Below are 18749 nucleotides of genomic sequence, written 5' to 3'. Positions count from 1 at the left end.
CTGGCGGTTTGCGCGGCGTCAATGCCGCCAGGCGGGTTTGATGCGGGGGAATTTCCCGCGCCGGGCGCGCGGCGCCCGGGACGCGTGCCGCCCGGGACGCATGCCGCGGGAAAGGAGGCTCCTTTTAGCGTTAACAGGCCCTAGCTGAGCAGCGCGGCCACCAGGTCGCCGCCGGCGGCCGGCGGGCCGCTGAAGTCCAGGGCGGCCTCGACGTTGCGCAGATGCTCGTCCATGAGCGCGCAGGCGCGTTCGGTGTCGCCGGCGCGGGCGGCTTCGATGAAGGCGTGGTGTTCGCGCGAGGAGCAACCGGCGTCGCGGGAGCTTTGGTAGAGCACGGTGATGACGGCGCTGCGCGCGGAGAGTTCGCGCAACATGCCGGTCAGTACGGTGTTGCCCACGGTGTCGGCCAGCAGGAGGTGGAATTCGCTCAGCAGGCGGTTGCGTTCCTGCGCGTCGCCGCTTTCGAGGGCGCGCCGCTCGGCGCGCAGGTGGGCGTCGATGCGGCGATAGTCGGCGGGTCTGGCGCGGGCGACGAATTCGCGGGCCAGCGCCGCTTCGAGAATGCGGCGCACGGCGTAGACTTCGCGCGCCTCGTTGGCGTCGGGCTTGCTCACGAAGGCGCCTTTGTCGGGCACGATGTCGATGAGCTTGTCTTTGGACAGCATGAGCAGGGCGGCGCGGATCTTGGTGCGGCTCACCTTGTAGACGCGCGCGAGCGCTTCTTCGCGCAGGCGGGTGCCGGGGGGCAGCCGGTGCGAGACGATGGCGGCGGAGATTTCCCTGGCGATGTCGCTGGCGCTGGGGTCGGGGGCGGTTTGCGGGGTCATGGGCGCGCGGGCGCGGGCATTGCTACGGGCGCCAGTCTAGCAAACGGCGCGGCCGGAAAACAGAAAAACCGCGCAGATTTTGTATACAAATCTGCGCGGCAAAAGCGGCCCGCAGGCCGCTCCAAGGGAAAAGCGTCAGTTCTTGGCCATCAGGCCCAGGTGCTCGATGAGCGGCTTCTGTTTCACGTAGGTGTCGGCGGCCCAGGCGCGGTAATCCGCGCTGTTGCGATAGGCGGGCTGCTGGTTGAGCTGCTGCATGACTTCCATGCTGGCGGGGCTGTAGAGCGCCTGCTTGAAGGCGTCGTGCAGGATGCGGATGACGGCGGGGTCCACGCCCTTGGGGCCGGCCAGGCCGTATGGCGAAGTGGACACCACGCCGTAGCCGAGCTCTTGCGCGGTGGGCACGTCGGGCCAGCGGGTCGTGCGCTTTTCGCCGAAAGTCACCAGCAGGCGCATCTTGCCGGCGTCCACGAACTGGTCCCAGCCGGTGGCGTCGCTCTGCGCCATGACGTGGCCGCCCAGCAGCGCCTGCTGCATGTCGGCGTTGCCCTTGAAGGGCACATGGTTGAGCTTGACCTTGGCATTGATGGCCAGTTCCTCCATCAGCAGGTGGGGCGAGGAGCCCACGCCGGTGGAGCCGTAGTCGATGGTGCCGGGCGCCTTGCGCGCGGCCTCGATGTACTCGTTGAAGGTCTTGAAAGGCGAATCCGCGCGCACGGTGAGGCCGAAGGTATAACCGGACAGCCCGATGATGAAGTCGAAATCGTTGATCGGGTGCCAGTTGGTGTGCTGCATGTACGGCATGCGCAGCATGGCCAGCGTATAGAGCGTGATGGTGTAGCCGTCGGGCTTGGCCGTCTTGGCCATGGTGCCCGGGCCCAGCGTGCCGCCCGCGCCGGGGCGGTTTTCCACGACCACGGGCTGGCCCAGCGACTTGGAAGCTTCCTGCGCCAGGATGCGCAGATGGCGGTCGGTGGAGCCGCCGGCCGGGAAGGGCACGATGACCGTAACGGGCTTGGTGGGGAATTGCGGCGTCTGGGCGGCGGCGGGCAGGGCGCCCATCGCCAGGATGCAGAGCAAAGCGCCCAGGCAGGCGCGGCGCAGGGGGGATGCAGGCATGGAAGGTCTCCTCGGGTGGCGGCGTCCCGGTAAACGGGATCTGTGGTTGTGTGGGGAAAGCTTGACGGGGCGCTAGTCGGGAGCGGGCTCGGCCTCGCGCCAGCCGACCCGCACCGGCAGCCGCGCCAGCGACTGGCGCAGCTGCTCGCGCAGCGCGGGCGGGGCGTCGGCGCTGGCGCACACGGCGAGCTCGGGACGGGCGTCGTCGGTCAGCCGGAACCAGGGACTGTCCGCCGGGCAGCCCGCGTCGAGCAGGGTGCGCTCGATGAGCGCGCGCACGGTGAAGGCGGCGGCGAGCCGGCGCAGGTCGGGCTTGTAGATCTTGCCCACGTTGGTCATGGGCATGTGCTCGAGCACGATGACCCGCTTGGGCCGGGCGGGGCCTTCGTCCACGTGGCGCGCGGCGTGGACCAGCAGTTCCTCCTCGGTGGCCCGAGCGCCGTCGGCCAGGGTGACGAAGGCCACCGGCAGTTCGCCCGCGTAGGGGTCGGGCGCGCCCACGGCGGCGCACAGGCTCACGGCCGGATGGCGCGCCAGCGCGTCCTCGATGACCTTGGGATCGATGTTGTGGCCGCTCCGGATGATGAGGTCCTTGGCCCGCCCCTGCAGGTGCAGGCGGCCCGCATCGTCCAGGAAACCGACGTCGCCGCTGATGAGCCAGCCGTCTTCGGTGAAGGCGCGCGCCGTGTCCTCGGCGTCGAGAAAGCCGGGGATGACGTTGGGCGCCCTGAAGAGCAGCATGCCTGCCTCGCCGGGCGGCAGGTCGCGCGGGGGCTGGCCGGCCGGGGTGTCGAGCGCCGTGACGCGCACTTCCACGTACGGCAGCGGATAGCCCACGCAGTTGACCGGAAAGCGCGAGCCGGGCGGGCTGATGGAGGTGATGCCGGCCATCTCGGTCATGCCCAGGCTTTCGTTGATATGCAGGCCGAACAGGCGCTCGAAGCGGCTGGCCAGCTCGGCGGGCAGGGGCGCCGCGCCGGTGCGGCAGTAGCGCAGCGAGGAGATGTCGGCGCCGTCTAGCGGCACCTCGGCGAGCGCGGCCAGCATCGTGGGCACGCCTTGCAGCGAGGTGACGCGGTGGCGCTCGACCAGCTTCCAGTAGTTGCGCACCACGTCGCGGTTGCGCAGCAGCAGGGTGGTCGGAATGAGGGTGTGCACGCCGGCCGACAGCGCGGCCAGCGAGGCTGGCAGCACGCCCGCCACGTGAAAGAGCGGATAGCCGTTGATGACCACGTCGCCCGGGCCCGCGCCCTGCAATTGCACGGCGGCCCAGGCGCTGAAGACCTGGTTGGCGTGGGTATGTACGGCGAGCTTGGGCGCGCCCGTGGTGCCGCCGGTGTGGAAATACGCGGCCGTGTCGGCGGCGCGGATGACGCGCCCGCTGGCCAGGCGGTCGGCGGGTTGCGCGGCGCGGGCCGCGTTGAAGTCCAGCGTGCCTTCGGGCAGCGCGGGGCGCGCGGCCGGGTCTTCGTACCAGGGAGCCACGCGCAGCACGGCGCGCAGCGTGGGCACGCGCTCGCGCAGGGCCAGCGCCTTGGTCCAGGCGCCGCATTCCTGGTCGGAGCCATAGGCGATGAGCACGCGCGCACGGGCCTTGCTCATGAGCGCGGCCAGCTTGTCTTCGGCCAGCAGCGGATTCAGCGGCTGCACGATGCCGGCGGCCTCGCCGCCCCACAGCGCCAGGTGGTATTCCAGGCAGCCGGGCAGCAGGACGGCCACCGCGTCCTGCGCGCCCACGCCCAGCGTGTGCAGCAGGTTGGCGGTCTGGTGGATGCCTTCCAGCAGTTCGCGGTAGCTCCAGCGGTCCACCGCGTCGTCCGGATCGGCGGTGCGCAGGAAGGTGAGCGCGGGCCGGTCGCCGAACGCAGCGGCGGAGTTGCGGAAGATCTCGTAGGTGCTCCGCACCGTGAGCGTCTCGGCCAGCGGCCGGGCCGCGATCCGGCGCACGTCTTCCACGCCCCGCACCGGAAACCGCGAGGAAAAGGGGACGCCCGGTTCAGGGACGCCCGGTCCAGGGACGCCCGGTTCAGGGACGCCCGGCGCGGTGTCCCCCGCCACGGGCGCGCCAGGTTCGCGCGCCCCGCTCATGGCCGGCCCAGCGCGATGTAGCGCCGCAGGTGGTGGTCTTCGTCGCCGAACTGGTGGTCGATCATGACGAGGCGCTTGGCGTAGTGCGCGAGCGGCAGTTCCCAGGTCATGCCGATGCCGCCGTGCATCTGGATGCTTTCCTCGGCGACCAGGGTGCCGACGCGGCCGATGGTGGCCTTGGCGGCCGACAGCGCGCGTTCGCGGACGGCGCGGTCGGGGTTGTCCAGGGCCGCCGCGGCGTTGATGACGGCCGAGCGCGCCTGCTCGATTTCCAGCAGCAAGTCGGCCATGCGGTGCTGCAGGGCCTGGAAGCTGCCGATGGGCACGCCGAACTGGCGGCGCGTGCGCAGGTAGTCGAGCGTGGCGTCGCGCGCGCAATCCATGGCGCCCACGGCTTCGGCGCACAGGGCCAGCAGGCCACGGCCCAGTGCGCGCTCCAGCGCCGGATAGCCCTGGCCGGTCCGGCCCACCAGCGCGTCCGCGGCGAGCCGGACCCGGTCGAAACGCAGCTGCGCGGCGCGGCCGCCGTCGATGAGGGCATGGCCGTGCGCGGTCAGGCCGGGCGCGTGCGCCGGCGCCAGGAACAGGCTGATGCCGGTTTCGTCGCCGGGCCGGCCCTGGCTGCGGGCGGCCACCAGGTAGCGGTCGGCGTGCGCGCCGAGGTAGACCAGGGACTTTTCGCCGTCGAGCACCCAGCCGTCGCCGTCGGGCTCGGCGCGCAAGGCGATGCCGGCGGGGTCGTAGCCCGATTCGGGTTCGGCCAGGGCCAGCGCGGCGTGCAGCGAGCCCTCCATCAGGCCGGCCAGCAATTCCTTTTGCGCGGGCGTGCCGGCGTCGGCGAGGAGGCTGCCCACGACCAGCGCGTCCAGGAAAGGTTCCAGCACCAGCCCGCGGCCCAGTTCCTCGAAGACCACGGCGATGTCGAAGCCCGCGCCGCCCAGGCCGCCATCGGCTTCGGAAAAGAGCGCGGCCACCGCGCCCAGCTCGGCGTAGCGCCGCCAGAACTCGGGGCTGTAGCCGCGCGCCGAGCGGGCCAGGCCGTCGCGCGTGGCATAGGGATACTGTTCGGCGATGAAGCGGCGCAGCGTGTCGGACAGCATGCGCCGGTCTTCGGTGTGTTCGAAATTCATGGCCAGCCTTTAGAGTCCGAGGATCATCTTGCTGATGATGTTTTTCTGGATTTCGTTGGAGCCGCCGAAGATCGACAGCTTGCGGTTGTTGAAGTACTGCGCGGCGGCGGCGCCCCAGCCCTCGGGGCCCAGCGGCGGCCCCTCGTAGCCGCCGTGCAGGGCCTCGGGCGCGAAGGCGCGCGCGTGCGGGCCCATGGCGCGCCGCATGAGCGCGGTGATTTCCTGGCGGATCTGGGTGCCGCGTATCTTGAGCATGGAGCTCTCGGCGCCGGGCGCGCCGCCGCCTTGCGCCGCGGCCACCACGCGCAGGTTGGTGGTGCGCATGTTGGCGAGCTCGATCTCCACGCGCGCCACGCGGGCGGCGAAGTCCGGGTCTTCCAGCAGCGGGCGGCCATGGCGGCGGATGCGCGCGGCCACGGTCTTCAGGCGCTCCAGCGCGGCGGCCGACTGCCCCACGCCGGCGATGTTGGTGCGCTCGTAGGTGAGCAGGTATTTGGCGCAGGTCCAGCCCCGGTTCTCTTCGCCGACCAGGTTCTCCGCGGGCACGCGCACATCCGAGAAGAACACCTCGTTGACTTCGTGCTCGCCGTCCAGCGTGATGATGGGCCGCACTTCGATGCCCGGGCTTGCCATGTCGATGAGCAGGAAGCTGATGCCTTCCTGGCGCTTGCCTTCGCTGGAGGTGCGCACCAGGCAGAAGATCATGTTGGCGTACTGGCCCAGCGTGGTCCAGGTTTTCTGGCCGTTGACGATGTAGCTGTCGCCGTCGCGCACGGCCGTGGTCTTGAGCGAAGCCAGGTCCGAGCCCGCGCCCGGTTCGGAATAGCCCTGGCACCACCAGTCGGAGCCGTCCAGGATGCGCGGCAGCCAGCGGCGCTTCTGCGCCTCGGTGCCGTACTTGATGAGCACCGGCCCCAGCATGCTGAGGCCGAAGGGCACGATGCGCGGCGCGCCGGCCAGCGCGCACTCGTTGTCGAAGATGAATTTCTGCGTGGCGGTCCAGCCCGTGCCGCCGTATTCCGCCGGCCAGTGGCTGGCCAGCCAGCCGCGCTCGTTGAGGGTGGCGTGCCAGCCGCTCATCTCCTCGCGCGTGAGGCGCTGGCCGTCCAGCACCTTGGCCGACAGGGCCGGCGGCAGGCGCTCGGCCAAGAAGGCGCGCACCTCGTCGCGGAACGCGGTTTCTTCGGGGGTGAATTCCAGATCCATGGGGGTCCTCAGTAGATTTCGAACAGGCCGGCCGCGCCCATGCCGCCGCCCACGCACATGGTGACCACGGCGTAGCGGGCGCCGCGCCGGCGGCCCTCGAGCAGCACGTGGCCCGCCAGGCGGGCGCCGGTGACGCCGAACGGGTGGCCCAGGCTGATGGCGCCGCCGTTCACGTTGAGCCGGTCCATGGGAATGCCCAGGCGCCGCTGGCAGTACAGCGCCTGCGAGGCGAAAGCCTCATTCAGTTCCCACAGGCCGATGTCCTCGACGGACAAGCCATGGCGCTCCAGCAGGCGGGGCACGGCGTAGACGGGACCGATGCCCATTTCGTCGGGCTCGCAGCCGGCGATGGCCAGGCCGCGGAACGCGCCCAGCGGCCGTATGCCGGCACGGGCGGCTTCGCCCGCTTCCATGAGCACGCAGGCGGCCGCGCCGTCCGAGAGCTGGGAGGCGTTGCCGGCGGTGACGTACTGGCCTTCGCCGCGCACCGGCGCGAGCTTGGCCAGCGCCTCCAGCGTGGTGCCGGGGCGGTTGCAGGTGTCGTGGCCGATCGTGACTTCGCGCTCGCGGGTTTCGCCCGTCTCCCGGTCGGTCATGGCCATCACGGTAGCCACGGGGATGATCTCCTCGCGGTAGCGGCCGGCGGCCTGGGCCGCCTCGGTGCGCGCCTGGCTTTGCAGGGCGAAGGCGTCCTGGTCTTCGCGGCTGATGCCATAGCGGGCGGCCACGATGTCGGCCGTTTCGATCATGGGCAGGTAAAGTCCGGGCTTGTGCTCGCGTATCCAGGGATCGGTGCCGATGTCGGGATTGTCGCGGGTGCGCAGCTGCGAAATGCTTTCCACGCCGCCGGCGATCATGGCCGGCGCGCCGTCCATGACGATGCGCGCGGCGGCCGAGGCGATGGCCTGCAGGCCGGAGGCGCAGAAGCGGTTGACGGTGGCCCCGCCGATGCCGACGGGCAGGCCGGCGCGGATCACGGCCTGGCGGGCGATGTTGCGCCCCGTCGTGCCCTCGGGGTAGCCGCAGCCCAGGATGGCGTCTTCGATGCGGGCGGGGTCGATGCCGGCGCGCTCGACGGCCGCGCGCACGGCGTGGGCCGCCAGCGTGGCGCCGGGAGTGATGTTGAATTCGCCGCGGTGCGCCTTGGTGATGGGCGTGCGGGCGGTGGAGACGATGACGGCTTCGCGCATGGCGGGAATGTCCTTTACGGTTGGGCGGTGTTCAGGCTGGCGAAATCGCGGCCGGACTCGGCCAGGCGCACCAGCAGCGCGGAGGGCTTCCAGAAGGCGGGGTCTTCGTTGCGCCAGGCGCGGATGTCTTCCAGGATGCGGGCCGGCCCGACGGTGTCGGCATAAAAGAGCGGCCCGCCCCGGTAGCGTGGAAAGCCGTAGCCGTGCAGGAATACCGCGTCCACGTCGGCCGGCTTGTCGGCGATGCCTTCTTCCAGCACGTTGGCCGCCTCGTTGATCATGGCCGCCAGGTAGCGGCGCTGGATCTCGCCTTCGCTGAAAGCGCGCGGCGTCACGCCGGCGCGGCGGCGCTCGGCGTCCACGATCTCCAGCACCTCGGGGTCGGGCCGGCCCTGGCGCGATCCGGCTTCGTAGCGGTAGAAGCCGCGCCCGGTTTTCTGGCCGAACCAGCCGCGCTCGCAGATGCGGTCGGCGATCTCCACGTAGCGGATGGCCGGATCGCGCGTGGCCGCGCGGCGCTTGCGCGTGGCCCAGCCGATGTCCCCGCCGGCCATGTCGGTCATCTGGTAGGGGCCCATGGGATAGCCGAAGGCGCGCACGGCGGCGTCGATCTCGTAGGGGCTGGCGCCGTCCTGCATCATCATGTCGGCGGCCTGGCGGTGCACGGCCAGGATGCGGTTGCCGATGAAACCGTCGCACACGCCCGCGCGCACCGGGATCTTGCGCAGCCGCCGCGCCAGCTCGAAGCCCGTGGCCACCGTGTCGGCGGCGGTGGCCCGGCCCACCACGATCTCCAGCAGCTTCATGATGTGGGCCGGCGAGAAGAAGTGCAGGCCCAGCACGTCGGCCGGGCGGCTCGTGGCCTGGGCGATGCAGTCCACGTCCAGGTAGGAGGTGTTGGTGGCGAGCACCGCGCCCGGCCGGGCCACGCGGTCCAGTTCGGCGAACACGGCGCGCTTGACCTCCATGTCCTCGAATACCGCCTCGATGATGAGGTCGGCGTCGGCCAGCGCGGCGTAGTCCAGCGCCCCGGCGTGGCGGGCCATGCGCTCCTCGCGCTGGGCCGCGCTCAGCCGCCCTTTGCGCACGGCCTGGTCGTAGACGTCCCGCACCCTGGCGAGGCCGCGGGCCAGGGCGGCCTCGTCCTGCTCGATCATCACGGCCGACAGGCCCGCGTCCAGCAGCGCCACGGTGATGCCCGCGCCCATGGTGCCGCCGCCGACGACGCCCACCCGGCCCAGGGGACGCGGGCGGGCCTGTTTCAACTCGGGCACGCGCGTGGTGCCGCGCTCGGCGAAGAACGCATGCACCAGGGCGGCGCGCTGCGGGCTGTCCAGACATTGCAGAAAGAGCGAACGCTCGGTGGCCAGCCCCTCGTCGAAGGGCAGCTCCACCGCGGCGCGCACGGCTTCGACGATGCGCAGCGGCGAGTACAGCCCGCGCGCCCGGGCGGCGCGTTCGCCGGACTCGGCCAGCGCGGCGCGCGCGGCCGTCTTGTCGGCCAGGCCCTGGGCGTCGCGGCTGCGGCGCGGGCCGGCGCCCTGGTCCAGCAGCTCGCGCGCATAGGCCAGGCCGGCGGCCAGGGCGTCGCCGCCCTCGGCCACGCGGTCCACCAGCCCGCTGGCCAGCGCGCCGGCCGCGGTAATGGGCGCGCCCGAGAGCATCAGGTCCAGCGCGGCGGCCGCGCCCATCAGGCGCGGGGCGCGTTGCGTGCCGCCCGCGCCGGGCAGCAGGCCGAGATTGACTTCGGGCAGGCCAAGGCGCGCATCGGGCAGGGCCACGCGGTAGTGCGCCGCCATGGCCACTTCCAGCCCGCCGCCCAGCGCCGCGCCGTGCAGCGCGGCCACCACGGGTTTGGGGCAGTTCTCGATGGCGTTGCAGACGTCGGGCAGGGCGGGCGGACGCGGCGGCTTGCCGAATTCGCGGATGTCGGCGCCCGCGATGAAGTTGGCGCCCGCGCCGGCCAGCACCACGGCGCGCACCTGCGGGTCGACGCCGGCCTGGGCGATGGCCTCGGCCAGGCCGCGCCGCACGTCGGCGCTCAGCGCATTCACGGGAGGATGGTCGACGACGACGATGAGTAGGTCATCCTGGCGGCGCGCGCGGGCGGCGCCCGCGCTGGCGGGGTCTGTCATGCAGTGTCTCCTGGGCGGGCCTTGGGGGGCCGTCTTGGTCGGGCTTCATTCTTTCCCGTCAGTCCGGATTTGACAATGGCATCATCCATTGACATGACGTTCAAGAAAATTTGACAATGATCCGATTTCAGGCAGAAGGAAGCTGGCTGTGGACACCAAATCCCTGACCCTGCTGGTGGAGATCCTGGACGCCGGCAACCTGAGCGAGGCGGCGCGCCGGCTCAAGATGACGCGCGCCAACGTGAGCTACCACCTGGCGCAGCTCGAGCGCGCCGTGGGTATGCAGCTGGTGCGCCGCACCACCCGGCGCGTGGAGCCCACCGAAATCGGACTCAAGCTCTACCAGCATGGCCGCAGCATCCTGGAAGAGCTGGTGGCCGCGCGCGAGGCGGTGCAGACGCTGGGCAAGACGCCGCAGGGCAAGGTGCGGCTGAGCGTGCCCAGCGGCTACGGCCAGTTCGTGATGACGCCCTGGCTGCTGGAATTCAAGCGCGCGTACCCCGGCATCGTGCTCGACGTGCTGTTCGAGAACAGCGTGGACGATCTGCTGCGCGACGAGGTGGACATTGCCGTGCGCATCATGTCGGAGCCGCCGCAGAACCTGGTGGCGCGCGAGCTGGGGCAGGTGCGCTACACGGCCTGCGCCTCGCCCGGGTACGCGGCGCGGCATGGCCTGCCGCCGGATCCGCAGGCGCTGGCCGGCGCGCCGGTGATCAGCGCGGCCGTCATCGGCCGGCCGCTGCGGCTGTCCGCGTATCGCGGCAACGCGCCGCGCGAGCAGGTGGTGCTGGAGCCCACGGTGATCTCGCGCAATTACGCATTCCTGCGCGACGCCGCGCTGGCGGGGCTGGGCGTGGCCATCCTGCCGGACTACGTGGTGCACGAGGACGTGGCCCAGGGCCGCCTGCTGGAGGCCCTGGGCGACTGGCGGCTGAGTATCTTCGGGCGCGCCATGTACATGCTGTACATGCCCAACCGCCATCATCCGCGCGCCATCGCGATGATGATCGAATTCATCCTGGAGCGCGCCCAGGGAGCCGGACTGCTGCCGGCGCGCGCTTCCGCTTTCGCCCCCGTCCAGCCATGACCGACCACCCGACCGCCGACCCCCGCCTGGCGCAGCTGCGCCGCATGAAGATCGCCGCCGTGGCGCTGCTGGCCGCCATGGTCGGCGGCTTCGTCGCCAGCCACGCCATGGGCGGCCAGGGCGTCTGGGCCTGGGTGCGCGCCTTCTGCGAGGCGGCCACCGTGGGCGCGCTGGCGGACTGGTTCGCCGTGGTGGCGCTGTTCCGCCGGCCGCTGGGGCTGCCCATTCCGCACACCGCCATCATTCCCAGCAACAAGGACCGCATCGGCGACAGCCTGGCCGCATTCGTGCGCGACCATTTCCTGGACCCCGACGCGCTCATCGAGAAACTGCGCCTGTTCGATCCGGCGGCGCGGCTGTCGCGTTGGCTGGGCCGGCCGCGCCAGGCGCGCATGTTGGCCGACGGCGCGCGCAAAGTGGCGCTGCAGACGCTGGACATGCTGGACGAGCAGGCCGTGCGTGGCGTGATCCGCGCGTTCGTGGTGAAGACGCTGCGCGAGTGGGACGCCGCCTCCACCGCGGGCGAGGTGCTGGCGCTGCTGACGCGCGACGGGCGGCACCAGGAGCTGCTGGACGCGGCGCTGCAGCGGCTGGGCGGCTACCTGGACGACGAGGAGGTGAAGGCGCGCGCCTCGGCGCTGCTGGCGAAGTTCGCGCGCAAGGAGTGGCCGCGCATCATGGCCACGGTAAACGTGGTGGCCTCGGTGGAGGGCATGGCCGACAACCTGGCCGACCGGCTGGCGCGGGCGCTGGTGCAGGAACTGCGCGACGTGCTGTCCGAGCCCGGACACCCCGTGCGGCGCGACTACGAAGCCTGGGTGACGGGTTACATCGACCGCCTGCGCGGCGATCCGGCGCTGGCCGAGCAGGTGGAACACCTCAAGTCGCGCGCCATCGACCATCCCAAGGTGCAGGAGTACGTGCAGGGCCTCTGGGACGAGATCCACGCGGCCCTGCGGCGCGACCTGTCGCGCGAGGATTCGGCGCTGGCCAGGCACCTGGAGCACGCCTTGCAGGCCATGGGACGCAAGCTGGGCGAGGATCCGGGCCTGCGCGAGGCCATCAATCTGCACGTGCTGGGCAGTGCGCGCCGCCTCACCGGCAGGCTGCGCGCCGGCGTGACCGCGCACATTTCGCGCACGGTGAAGAACTGGGACGAACGGCACCTGGTGCGCCAGCTCGAGCTGAGCGTGGGGCGCGACCTGCAATACATCCGCTTCAACGGCACGCTGGTGGGCGGGCTGATCGGCGTGGGCCTGCACGCGCTGGTGCGGCTGGCCGGCGGCGGGTGAGGCGCGCGGCTCAGGGCAGGCCGTTGTCGCCGTGCAGGCGGAAGCCCTCGCGCCGCCGCAGGCGCTCGCAATAGGCCCGCACGGCGGGCAGCGCGGGCTTGTCGAACGGGGTGTGGCGCCAGCGGTTCACCGACAGGCCGATGGGGATGTCGGCCAGCGTGAAGTCCGCGCCGGCCACGTAGGCCCCGGTGGCCGCCAGCCGGGCGTCCAGCACCCGCATGGCGCGCGTCCAGTCGTCGCAAGAGGCGGCGATGGCGGCCGGATCCTGGTGCGCGGGCGAGCGCCGCACCAATCCCATGAAGGCAGGGCTCCATGCGCGGTTGAGGTCGGACGCCTGCCAATCCATCCATTGGTCCACGCGCGCCCGCTCGCGCGGTTCGGCGGGGTAGAGCGCCGCGCCGCCGTACTGCGCCGCGAGATAGCGCAGGATGCTGTGGGACTCCCACAGCACGAAATCCCCGTCCACGATGACCGGCACCTGGCCGTGCGGATTCAGGGCAAGAAAAGCCGGGGCGGCGGTGGGCCGGAAGCCCGAGCCCCAGTCTTCGCGATCGTAGGGAAGCTGGAGTTCGGCGCAGGCCCACAGCACTTTGCGGACGTTGATGGAGGCGGCTTTACCGAGGATTTTCAGCATGGGTCGTGGCGGGACGATGCGCGGCCGCGAGGCATTCGCGGTCTGTGCGCGGGGCAGACGAAGCCTCGCACAGGCTGGCACGCGGGCGCCAGATACAGAACGCGGCGAAAACGGCCATGACAGCGCGCGCGGTTCAGGCGGCCGCCGCCTCCGGCTGCGCCGCCAGCCTGCGCACCGGGGACAGCGCCAGCAGCGCGAACTGCAGCGCGAAGCCCGCCGCCACGGCCCACAGGCAGGCCGGCGCGCCGTGGCGGCCCGCCAGCAGCGCGCCGATCAGCGCGCCTACGGGGCGGGCGCCGAAGGTGGCGGTCTGGATCACGGCCGACACCCGCCCGAGCATGGCGTTCGGCGTGACCGCCTGGCGCAGCGTGGTGGTGGCGATGGTCCAGAGAATGGGCCCCGCGCCGAAGAAAAAGAATGCCAGCCCGGCCAGGACGGGCGAGGGCCAGGCCAGCGTGGACAGCATCGCCAGGCTGGCGGCGAAGGCCGACAGCGGGCCGGCCGCGACCACCGTGCCGAAGCGCAGACGGCGCCCCAGCCAGGGCGCGGCCAGCGCGCCGGACACCATGCCCGCGCCGTAGATGCCCAGCGTCAGGCCGATGGCGGCCGCGTCCATGCGCAGGGTGTCCACGGCATAGGCCACGTAAATCCCTTGCAGGATGAACCATGCGGTGTTGAAGACCACCGCGGTCGCCAGCACCGGCCGCAGCAGCGGGTGGCGCGCCGCGAAGGCGGCGCCTTCGGCCAGTTCGCGCCCGGGATGGCGATGCGCCGGGCGCGCCGGCCTGTCGGCGGGCAGCCCCGCCAGCAGCAGCGCCGCGGCCAGCGACAGCGCCGCGGCCGCGGCATAGGCCGGCGCCGCGCCCAGCGCGCCCACCAGCGCGCCGCCCAGGGCGGGGCCGGCCATGAAGGCGGCGCTGCGCGCCAGTTCCAGCCAGCGGTTGGCGCGAGCCAGTTCGCCCGCCGGCACCAGCCTGGGCAGCAGCGCGGGCGCGGCCACGCCGTAGGCCACGGTGCCCACCGCGGTCAGAAAGCCCAGCGCCGCCAGCGCGCCCAGGTTCAGCGCGCCGGCCAGCAGCAGGGCCAGCAGTGCCGCCAGGCCGGCCGCGCGGACGAATTCGGCGCCGGCCATGAGGGCGCGGCGCGGCATGCGGTCGGCCAGCACGCCGGCCGGCAGCGACAGCAGCAGGAAGGGCAGGGTCTGGGCCGTCTGCAGGTAGCCGGTCTGCGACGCGTCGGCGCCCAGCGCCAGCACGGCGACCAGCGGCGCGGCGGCCAGCGCCATCTGTTCGGAGAACTGCGCCGCCAGGTTGGAGGCGGCCAGCCGGCGGAAGGCCGGGGGCAGGGAAGCGGGGGTCGGCATGGACGGAGGGCGGGCGCGGCGCGGGGAAAACGCCCGCGTCCCGGCAAGAAGAACAGGACGCGATCTTCGCCGCGCTCTGGCCGGGCCCGCACTCCGGAAATTGCGCCTCAGGGGATGGCCGGGTAGGCGCCCGGGCCGTCGGGCCAGGGCGTAAGCACCTCGTAGCCGGTGTCGGTCACGACCACCATGTGTTCCCACTGGGCCGACAGGGAGCGGTCCCGGGTGACCACCGTCCAGCCGTCGGCGAGCTGTTTGGTCTGCGGCTTGCCGGCGTTGATCATGGGCTCGATGGTGAACATCATGCCGGGCTGCAGCACCAGCCCCTCGCCGGGGCGGCCGTAGTGCAGCACCTGGGGTTCGTCGTGGTAGATCTGTCCGATGCCGTGGCCGCAGTATTCGCGCACGATGCTGAAGTGCTCGCGGTGGGCCACTTTCTGGATGGCGTGGCCGACGTCGCCCAGCGTGGCGCCGGGCCGCACCTGCATGATGCCGGCGCGCATGGCTTCGTAGGTGGTTTCCACCAGCCGGCGCGCCAGCGGGCTGGGCCTGCCCACGTAGTACATGCGGCTGGTGTCGCCGTACCAGCCGTCCTTGATGACCGCCACGTCGATGTTCAGGATGTCGCCGTCCTTGAGCACCTTGGCCGAGGGAATGCCATGGCAGACGACGTGGTTGGCCGAGGCGCAGATGGTCTTGGGAAAGCCGTGGTAGCCCACGTTGGCGGGAATGGCCTTCTGCACGTTGACGATGTAGTCGTGGCAGATGCGGTCGAGCGCGTCCGTGGTGACGCCGGGCCGCACGTGCTCGCCGATCATGTGCAGGACTTCGGCGGCCAGCGCGCCCGCCTTTCGGGCCATTTCGATGTCGGCGGCCGATTTGATGGAAACCTTGCGGGCCATTTACGCGGCCTCCTGCGCGCCGCCGTGGGGCAGGCCCTGGGAAAGCGAGGCAATGGCGAAGCCGTCGGCCTGTTCGATGCGGATTAGTAGCTGGCAGATGTCGGCGTGGCGCAGCTCCGGATACAGTTCGGAGAGCATGCCGATGCGCATCCAGTGTTCGGCCTGGGAATTGATGGAGCGGCTGAGCGCGCCGCTGGCGACGCGCAGGTTTTCGTGCATCTGCTCGGAAATCTTGACGATGCCCATTGTGATCGATCCATATATGGTTTGTATATGGATCGTATAGTAGCGCGCCAAACCGCCGCCGGCAAATGCGGGCGGCGCCGCGCCGGTGTAGGCTAGGGCGTTTTGACGCACCCCCGGGCGCCAGCGCGACTCGACGGACCGCTGGGGACCGCAGACAAGGAAAAGAACATGGAAGAGACATCCCCGGCCCCGACGGGCCTGGACTGGGCGCGCATGGTGGACGAACTGAACCGCCTGCTGCGCCTGAAAACCACTGTCATCGGCATGAAGCTTTACGAAAGGGCGGCCGACATGGAGGGCGTGCCGGGCTTGCGCCGGCCCAAGGCCGTCCACACCACGGACCAGATCGTGGGCATGGCGGCGCGCCTCGGCTGGACGGTGGGCATCACGGCCGACGATCTGGTGGGGGCGCAGTGCCGCGCCGTGATCGGACTGGGGCCGCAGGACGACGCCTGGCGCAGCGGCAAAGACTACGTGGGCGTGTGGCACGCCACCGAGGCCGATGCGCGGGCCCGGCAGGCGGCGCTCACCTGTGTGCCGGCCGGACGCCATGAAGCCATGGCGGTTTCGCCGCTGGCCTCGGGACGGCTCGATCCGCCCGACATTTGTCTGATCTACGCCACCCCGGGCCAGATGATCATTCTCATCAACGGCCTGCAATGGAAAAACTACCGCCGCTTCGACTGGAGCGTGGTCGGCGAGACGGCCTGCGCGGATTCCTGGGGGCGCGCGCTGGCCACGGGCGAACCCAGCCTGTCGCTGCCCTGTTTTGCCGAGCGCCGCTACGGCGGCGTGCCCGACGAAGAGATGCTGATGGCGCTGCCGCCGCGCTATCTGCCGGCCGCCATCGAAGGCATGAAAGCCTTGTCGGCCAACGGGCTGCGCTACCCCATCGCGCCTTACGGCATCCAGAACGACGTGCGGGCCGGCATGGGCGTAAGCTACGGCGGCGGCCGGGCGTAGGCGGCCGGGCTTTCCGGAACGGCTGGAGGGTTTTTCGTGCATCCCCGACTTCTGAAGACGTTTCTTGCCGTGGCGCGCACCCGCAACGTCACGCGCGCAGGCGAAGCGCTGCACCTGGCGCAGTCCAGCGTGAGCGACCAGATCCAGGCCCTGGAAGCGGACCTGGGCGTGCCGCTGTTCGTCCGCGGGCGGCAGGGGTTGAGCCTGACGCCGGCCGGGGACGCGCTGCGGCCCTATGCGCAGGAACTGCTGGCGCTGGCCGACGAGGCACGGGCCGCCGCCACGGCCGGCGCGGCGCTGGCGCCCCGGCCCCTGGCGTTGGGCGCGCTGGAAACCATTGCCGCGGCCCGGCTGCCCCAATGGCTGGAAGATCTGCGCCGCCGTCACGCGCTGCTGCGCGTGAACCTCGACATCGCGGGCAGCGGGGCGCTGTTGCAGGGCGTCGCGGACGGCATGCTGGACGCGGCCTTCTGTTTCGCGCGCGGCCGCCTCGATGCGCGGCTGGCGCATCGCGTGCTGCGGACCGAGCCGCTGGCGCTGGTCGGGCCGCCTTCCGCCCGCGCGGACGCCGCGCCGCCGTCGGCCCGGCAGTTCATCGCCACGCAGCCTGGGTGCGTGTATCGCGAGATGCTCGATGCCGCGTGCGCGCAGGCCGGATTGCGCGGGCCCGCCATCGCGGCCGAGGTCGGAAGCCTGGCCGCGATCGCGCGGCTGGCGGCGGCGGGGGCGGGCTGCGCGCTGCTGCCGCGCCTGGCCGTGCAGGCGCAGCTCGAGCGCGGAGAGTTGGCCGAATTGCCCTGGCCGGGGCCTGCGGCGTCCGCCTCGCTCATCCTGGTGTGGCGCCGCCGCCGCGCGCAGCCGCCGGCGCTGGCGAACCTGCTCGAGGCCGCGCGGGATTGGGCCGCCGCGGTCACGCCAGCCGGTGCCCCCCTTCCACGTGCAGCACCGTTCCCGTCGTGAAGGTATTGGCCATGAGAAAGGCGATGGCGTCGGCAATGTCGCCGGCGCGTCCCACCCTGCCGGCGGGCAGGCGGCGGGCCATGGACTGCAGGGCCTCGTCTTTGCGGTCGCCAGCCACGTGGGTCCAGATCGGCGTGTCCACCCAGCCGGGCGAGACGGCGTTTACCCGCAGCGGCGCGAGTTCCACCGCCAGCGCGCGCACCAGCCCTTCGAGCGCCGCATTGATGGCGGCCACCACGGCGCCGCGCGGCTGCGGCCGGTAGGCCGCGATGCCGGAGGTGAAGGTGAGCGAGCCGCCGGGCGCGAGCCGGGCCGCGCCGTGCCGGGCCAGGTACAGCGGGCCGAACACCTTGCTGGCCACGGCGCGTTGCGCCGCGGCCATGTCCAGGTCGGGCAGCAAGGCGTAGGCGCCCTGGATGTCGGCCGCGGTGCAGGCGATGTGATCCAGCGCGCCCGCGCGCTCGAAGAGCGAGGCCACCTGCTCCTCGCGGGAGATGTCCGCCGCCAGCGCGCGCAGGAGGCCGGGCCGGCCCAGTTGTTCGCAGGCGCGCGCCAGCCGTTCCGCGTCGCGCCCCACGATGGTCACCTGCGCGCCGTCGTCCAGGCAGCGCCGCGCCAGGGCCAGCCCCATTCCGGAACTGCCGCCCGCGATAAGCACCTTTTGTCGGGAATCCGTCATTGTCCGTCGTCCTTGTCGATATCGGGTTGAATCGGGAAGGCCAGTGTCCCAGCCGCCGGGCGGCGGGGAAAACGGAAAAAACCGATGGCGCGATCGGAGCCGCCGATGGCCGGCCTCGCGTTCTTGCCGTGGCGGGGCTCTATCATCGGGGCAATGCGTGGCGCGGCGCATGCGGCCGCGTCTTTTCGGCCACGTTTTTTCATGGAGAGCCCATGCCCCCGTCCGCCCCCCGCCTCGTCATCTTCGATTGCGACGGCGTCCTGATCGACAGCGAAATCATCGCCGCGAAGGCGCAGTCGCAAGCGCTGGCCGAACACGGCATCGCCATCACGCCGCAGGAAGCGGCGCGGCGCTTCGCCGGCATTCCGGATGCGGACATGTGGCGCACGCTGCAGCAGGAGAACGGCCGTTCGCTGCCGCCCGGATTCGCGGGCAGCTATGCGCGGCGGCTGGACGACACGTTCCGCGAGGCGCTGCGCGCCTTGCCCGGCGTGCGCGAGACGGTGCAGGCCCTGCGCGGACGCGGCATGGATGTCTGCGTGGCGTCCAGCAGCATGCCCGCCAAGCTGCAATCGGTATTGAAGCTGGTGGGACTGTGGGATCTTTTCGCGCCCCACGTCTACAGCACGGCCCAGGTCGCGCACGGCAAACCCGCGCCCGACGTGTTCCTGTACGCCGCCCGCCAGATGCGCGCCGCCGTGCTGGACTGCGTGGTGGTGGAAGACAGCGTGGCCGGCGTGCAGGCGGCGCGCGCCGCGCGCATGCGGGCCGTGGGCTTCGTCGGCGCTTCGCACAACGGCCCCGGCCAGCGCCAGCGCCTGCTGGACGAAGGCGCGTTCACCGTCATCGACGATCTGCGCGACTTGCCGGGATTGCTGTGAGCTGTCGGGCGGCCGCGCGGGCCGGGGGGGGGCGCCCGACAGCTCACAGC

At 71.7% G+C, this 18749-nt stretch carries 18 protein-coding genes; 5 read left to right on the top strand and 13 right to left on the bottom strand.

The annotated features are described in order from the left end of the window. Positions 1 to 140: 140 nt before the first annotated feature. The 7 genes from NGJ44_RS19225 to NGJ44_RS19195 all read right to left on the bottom strand — a co-directional run bounded on the left by NGJ44_RS19225 (position 141) and on the right by NGJ44_RS19195 (position 9695). Entirely contained in the window at positions 141 to 827 is a 687-nt protein-coding gene (locus NGJ44_RS19225; protein WP_251865177.1) for a GntR family transcriptional regulator, read from the bottom strand. A 135-nt stretch (positions 828 to 962) separates the two neighbouring features. Continuing rightward, positions 963 to 1946 (bottom strand): tripartite tricarboxylate transporter substrate binding protein, encoded by a 984-nt coding sequence (locus tag NGJ44_RS19220; RefSeq protein ID WP_251865176.1) that lies wholly within the window; start codon positions 1944 to 1946, stop codon positions 963 to 965. Between the two features lie 72 nt (positions 1947 to 2018). Continuing rightward, complete coding sequence (locus NGJ44_RS19215) at positions 2019 to 4034, bottom strand: acyl-CoA synthetase (RefSeq protein WP_502802151.1); 2016 nt, start codon at positions 4032 to 4034, stop codon at positions 2019 to 2021. Next, the gene (locus NGJ44_RS19210) at positions 4031 to 5164 is read right to left on the bottom strand and encodes an acyl-CoA dehydrogenase family protein (RefSeq protein ID WP_251865173.1); all 1134 of its coding nucleotides are present in this window, start codon (positions 5162 to 5164) and stop codon (positions 4031 to 4033) included. Before NGJ44_RS19210 ends, NGJ44_RS19215 begins: the two co-directional genes overlap by 4 nt. Before the next feature lie 9 nt (positions 5165 to 5173). Continuing rightward, entirely contained in the window at positions 5174 to 6370 is a 1197-nt protein-coding gene (locus tag NGJ44_RS19205; protein ID WP_251865171.1) for an acyl-CoA dehydrogenase family protein, read from the bottom strand. 8 nt (positions 6371 to 6378) lie between these two features. Next, positions 6379 to 7560: an acetyl-CoA C-acyltransferase gene (locus NGJ44_RS19200; protein ID WP_251865169.1), complete on the bottom strand. Its 1182-nt coding sequence runs from the start codon at positions 7558 to 7560 to the stop codon at positions 6379 to 6381. Between the two features lie 14 nt (positions 7561 to 7574). Further along, complete coding sequence (locus NGJ44_RS19195) at positions 7575 to 9695, bottom strand: 3-hydroxyacyl-CoA dehydrogenase NAD-binding domain-containing protein (protein WP_251865167.1); 2121 nt, start codon at positions 9693 to 9695, stop codon at positions 7575 to 7577. Positions 9696 to 9843: 148 nt separating this feature from the next. Here NGJ44_RS19195 and NGJ44_RS19190 point away from each other — a divergent pair, with 148 nt between their 5' ends. Together NGJ44_RS19190 and NGJ44_RS19185 are read left to right on the top strand one after the other, a co-directional pair. Then, positions 9844 to 10782 carry a LysR family transcriptional regulator gene (locus NGJ44_RS19190; RefSeq protein ID WP_251865165.1) on the top strand — a complete coding sequence of 313 codons (939 nt, stop codon included), beginning with the start codon at positions 9844 to 9846 and terminating at the stop codon, positions 10780 to 10782. Further along, positions 10779 to 12074 (top strand): DUF445 domain-containing protein, encoded by a 1296-nt coding sequence (locus NGJ44_RS19185; RefSeq protein ID WP_251865163.1) that lies wholly within the window; start codon positions 10779 to 10781, stop codon positions 12072 to 12074. The genes NGJ44_RS19190 and NGJ44_RS19185 overlap by 4 nt, the downstream gene beginning before the upstream one ends. A gap of 10 nt (positions 12075 to 12084) precedes the next feature. Here NGJ44_RS19185 and NGJ44_RS19180 read toward each other — a convergent pair whose 3' ends face one another. From NGJ44_RS19180 to NGJ44_RS19165, 4 genes are all read right to left on the bottom strand, one after another. Next, positions 12085 to 12708: a glutathione S-transferase family protein gene (locus NGJ44_RS19180; RefSeq protein ID WP_251865161.1), complete on the bottom strand. Its 624-nt coding sequence runs from the start codon at positions 12706 to 12708 to the stop codon at positions 12085 to 12087. A 133-nt stretch (positions 12709 to 12841) separates the two neighbouring features. Beyond that, positions 12842 to 14071, bottom strand: coding sequence for an MFS transporter (locus NGJ44_RS19175; protein WP_251865159.1), 1230 nt, complete (start codon positions 14069 to 14071; stop codon positions 12842 to 12844). A gap of 107 nt (positions 14072 to 14178) precedes the next feature. Continuing rightward, positions 14179 to 14970, bottom strand: a complete 792-nt coding sequence (gene map / locus NGJ44_RS19170) for a type I methionyl aminopeptidase (RefSeq protein WP_251865157.1) — start codon at positions 14968 to 14970, stop codon at positions 14179 to 14181. Continuing rightward, positions 14971 to 15216, bottom strand: coding sequence for a ParD-like family protein (locus NGJ44_RS19165; protein ID WP_251865155.1), 246 nt, complete (start codon positions 15214 to 15216; stop codon positions 14971 to 14973). It abuts the gene before it with no gap. Between the two features lie 168 nt (positions 15217 to 15384). Between NGJ44_RS19165 and NGJ44_RS19160 the strand changes: the two genes are divergently transcribed. Then, on the top strand, positions 15385 to 16179 hold the full coding sequence (locus tag NGJ44_RS19160; protein ID WP_251865153.1) for a DUF169 domain-containing protein: 795 nt from the start codon (positions 15385 to 15387) through the stop codon (positions 16177 to 16179). 36 nt (positions 16180 to 16215) lie between these two features. After that, a complete protein-coding gene (locus NGJ44_RS19155) occupies positions 16216 to 17139 on the top strand; it encodes a LysR family transcriptional regulator (RefSeq protein ID WP_251865151.1) in 924 nt (307 codons plus the stop codon). On the opposite strand, the gene NGJ44_RS19150 is transcribed toward NGJ44_RS19155, so the two are convergent. Continuing rightward, on the bottom strand, positions 17090 to 17818 hold the full coding sequence (locus NGJ44_RS19150; protein WP_251865149.1) for an SDR family oxidoreductase: 729 nt from the start codon (positions 17816 to 17818) through the stop codon (positions 17090 to 17092). The two genes, NGJ44_RS19155 and NGJ44_RS19150, sit on opposite strands and share 50 nt — an antisense overlap. Then, complete coding sequence (locus NGJ44_RS19145; RefSeq protein ID WP_235491039.1) at positions 17815 to 18021, bottom strand: hypothetical protein; 207 nt, start codon at positions 18019 to 18021, stop codon at positions 17815 to 17817. Before NGJ44_RS19145 ends, NGJ44_RS19150 begins: the two co-directional genes overlap by 4 nt. 9 nt (positions 18022 to 18030) lie before the next feature. Here NGJ44_RS19145 and NGJ44_RS19140 point away from each other — a divergent pair, with 9 nt between their 5' ends. Then, positions 18031 to 18699 carry an HAD family hydrolase gene (locus NGJ44_RS19140; protein WP_251865147.1) on the top strand — a complete coding sequence of 223 codons (669 nt, stop codon included), beginning with the start codon at positions 18031 to 18033 and terminating at the stop codon, positions 18697 to 18699. Positions 18700 to 18749 lie beyond the last annotated feature (50 nt).

The sequence above is a fragment of the Achromobacter sp. Marseille-Q4962 genome, assembly GCF_943737005.1.
Classification (GTDB): domain Bacteria; phylum Pseudomonadota; class Gammaproteobacteria; order Burkholderiales; family Burkholderiaceae_B; genus Achromobacter.
This window is presented reverse-complemented; position numbering and strand designations above follow the sequence as displayed.

Excerpts from the sequence above, each read along its gene's own strand:
- NGJ44_RS19200 (WP_251865169.1), bottom strand. The coding sequence starts at position 7,560 with ATGCGCGAAGCCGTCATCGTCTCCACCGCCCGCACGCCCATCACCAAG.
- NGJ44_RS19205 (WP_251865171.1), bottom strand. The coding sequence starts at position 6,370 with ATGGATCTGGAATTCACCCCCGAAGAAACCGCGTTCCGCGACGAGGTG.
- NGJ44_RS19225 (WP_251865177.1), bottom strand. The coding sequence starts at position 827 with ATGACCCCGCAAACCGCCCCCGACCCCAGCGCCAGCGACATCGCCAGG.
- NGJ44_RS19185 (WP_251865163.1), top strand. The coding sequence starts at position 10,779 with ATGACCGACCACCCGACCGCCGACCCCCGCCTGGCGCAGCTGCGCCGC.
- NGJ44_RS19180 (WP_251865161.1), bottom strand. The coding sequence starts at position 12,708 with ATGCTGAAAATCCTCGGTAAAGCCGCCTCCATCAACGTCCGCAAAGTG.
- NGJ44_RS19160 (WP_251865153.1), top strand. The coding sequence starts at position 15,385 with ATGGAAGAGACATCCCCGGCCCCGACGGGCCTGGACTGGGCGCGCATG.
- NGJ44_RS19145 (WP_235491039.1), bottom strand. The coding sequence starts at position 18,021 with ATGAAAAAACGTGGCCGAAAAGACGCGGCCGCATGCGCCGCGCCACGC.
- map (WP_251865157.1), bottom strand. The coding sequence starts at position 14,970 with ATGGCCCGCAAGGTTTCCATCAAATCGGCCGCCGACATCGAAATGGCC.
- NGJ44_RS19215 (WP_502802151.1), bottom strand. The coding sequence starts at position 4,034 with ATGAGCGGGGCGCGCGAACCTGGCGCGCCCGTGGCGGGGGACACCGCG.
- NGJ44_RS19195 (WP_251865167.1), bottom strand. The coding sequence starts at position 9,695 with ATGACAGACCCCGCCAGCGCGGGCGCCGCCCGCGCGCGCCGCCAGGAT.
- NGJ44_RS19220 (WP_251865176.1), bottom strand. The coding sequence starts at position 1,946 with ATGCCTGCATCCCCCCTGCGCCGCGCCTGCCTGGGCGCTTTGCTCTGC.
- NGJ44_RS19140 (WP_251865147.1), top strand. The coding sequence starts at position 18,031 with ATGCCCCCGTCCGCCCCCCGCCTCGTCATCTTCGATTGCGACGGCGTC.
- NGJ44_RS19210 (WP_251865173.1), bottom strand. The coding sequence starts at position 5,164 with ATGAATTTCGAACACACCGAAGACCGGCGCATGCTGTCCGACACGCTG.
- NGJ44_RS19150 (WP_251865149.1), bottom strand. The coding sequence starts at position 17,818 with ATGACGGATTCCCGACAAAAGGTGCTTATCGCGGGCGGCAGTTCCGGA.
- NGJ44_RS19165 (WP_251865155.1), bottom strand. The coding sequence starts at position 15,216 with ATGGGCATCGTCAAGATTTCCGAGCAGATGCACGAAAACCTGCGCGTC.
- NGJ44_RS19175 (WP_251865159.1), bottom strand. The coding sequence starts at position 14,071 with ATGCCGACCCCCGCTTCCCTGCCCCCGGCCTTCCGCCGGCTGGCCGCC.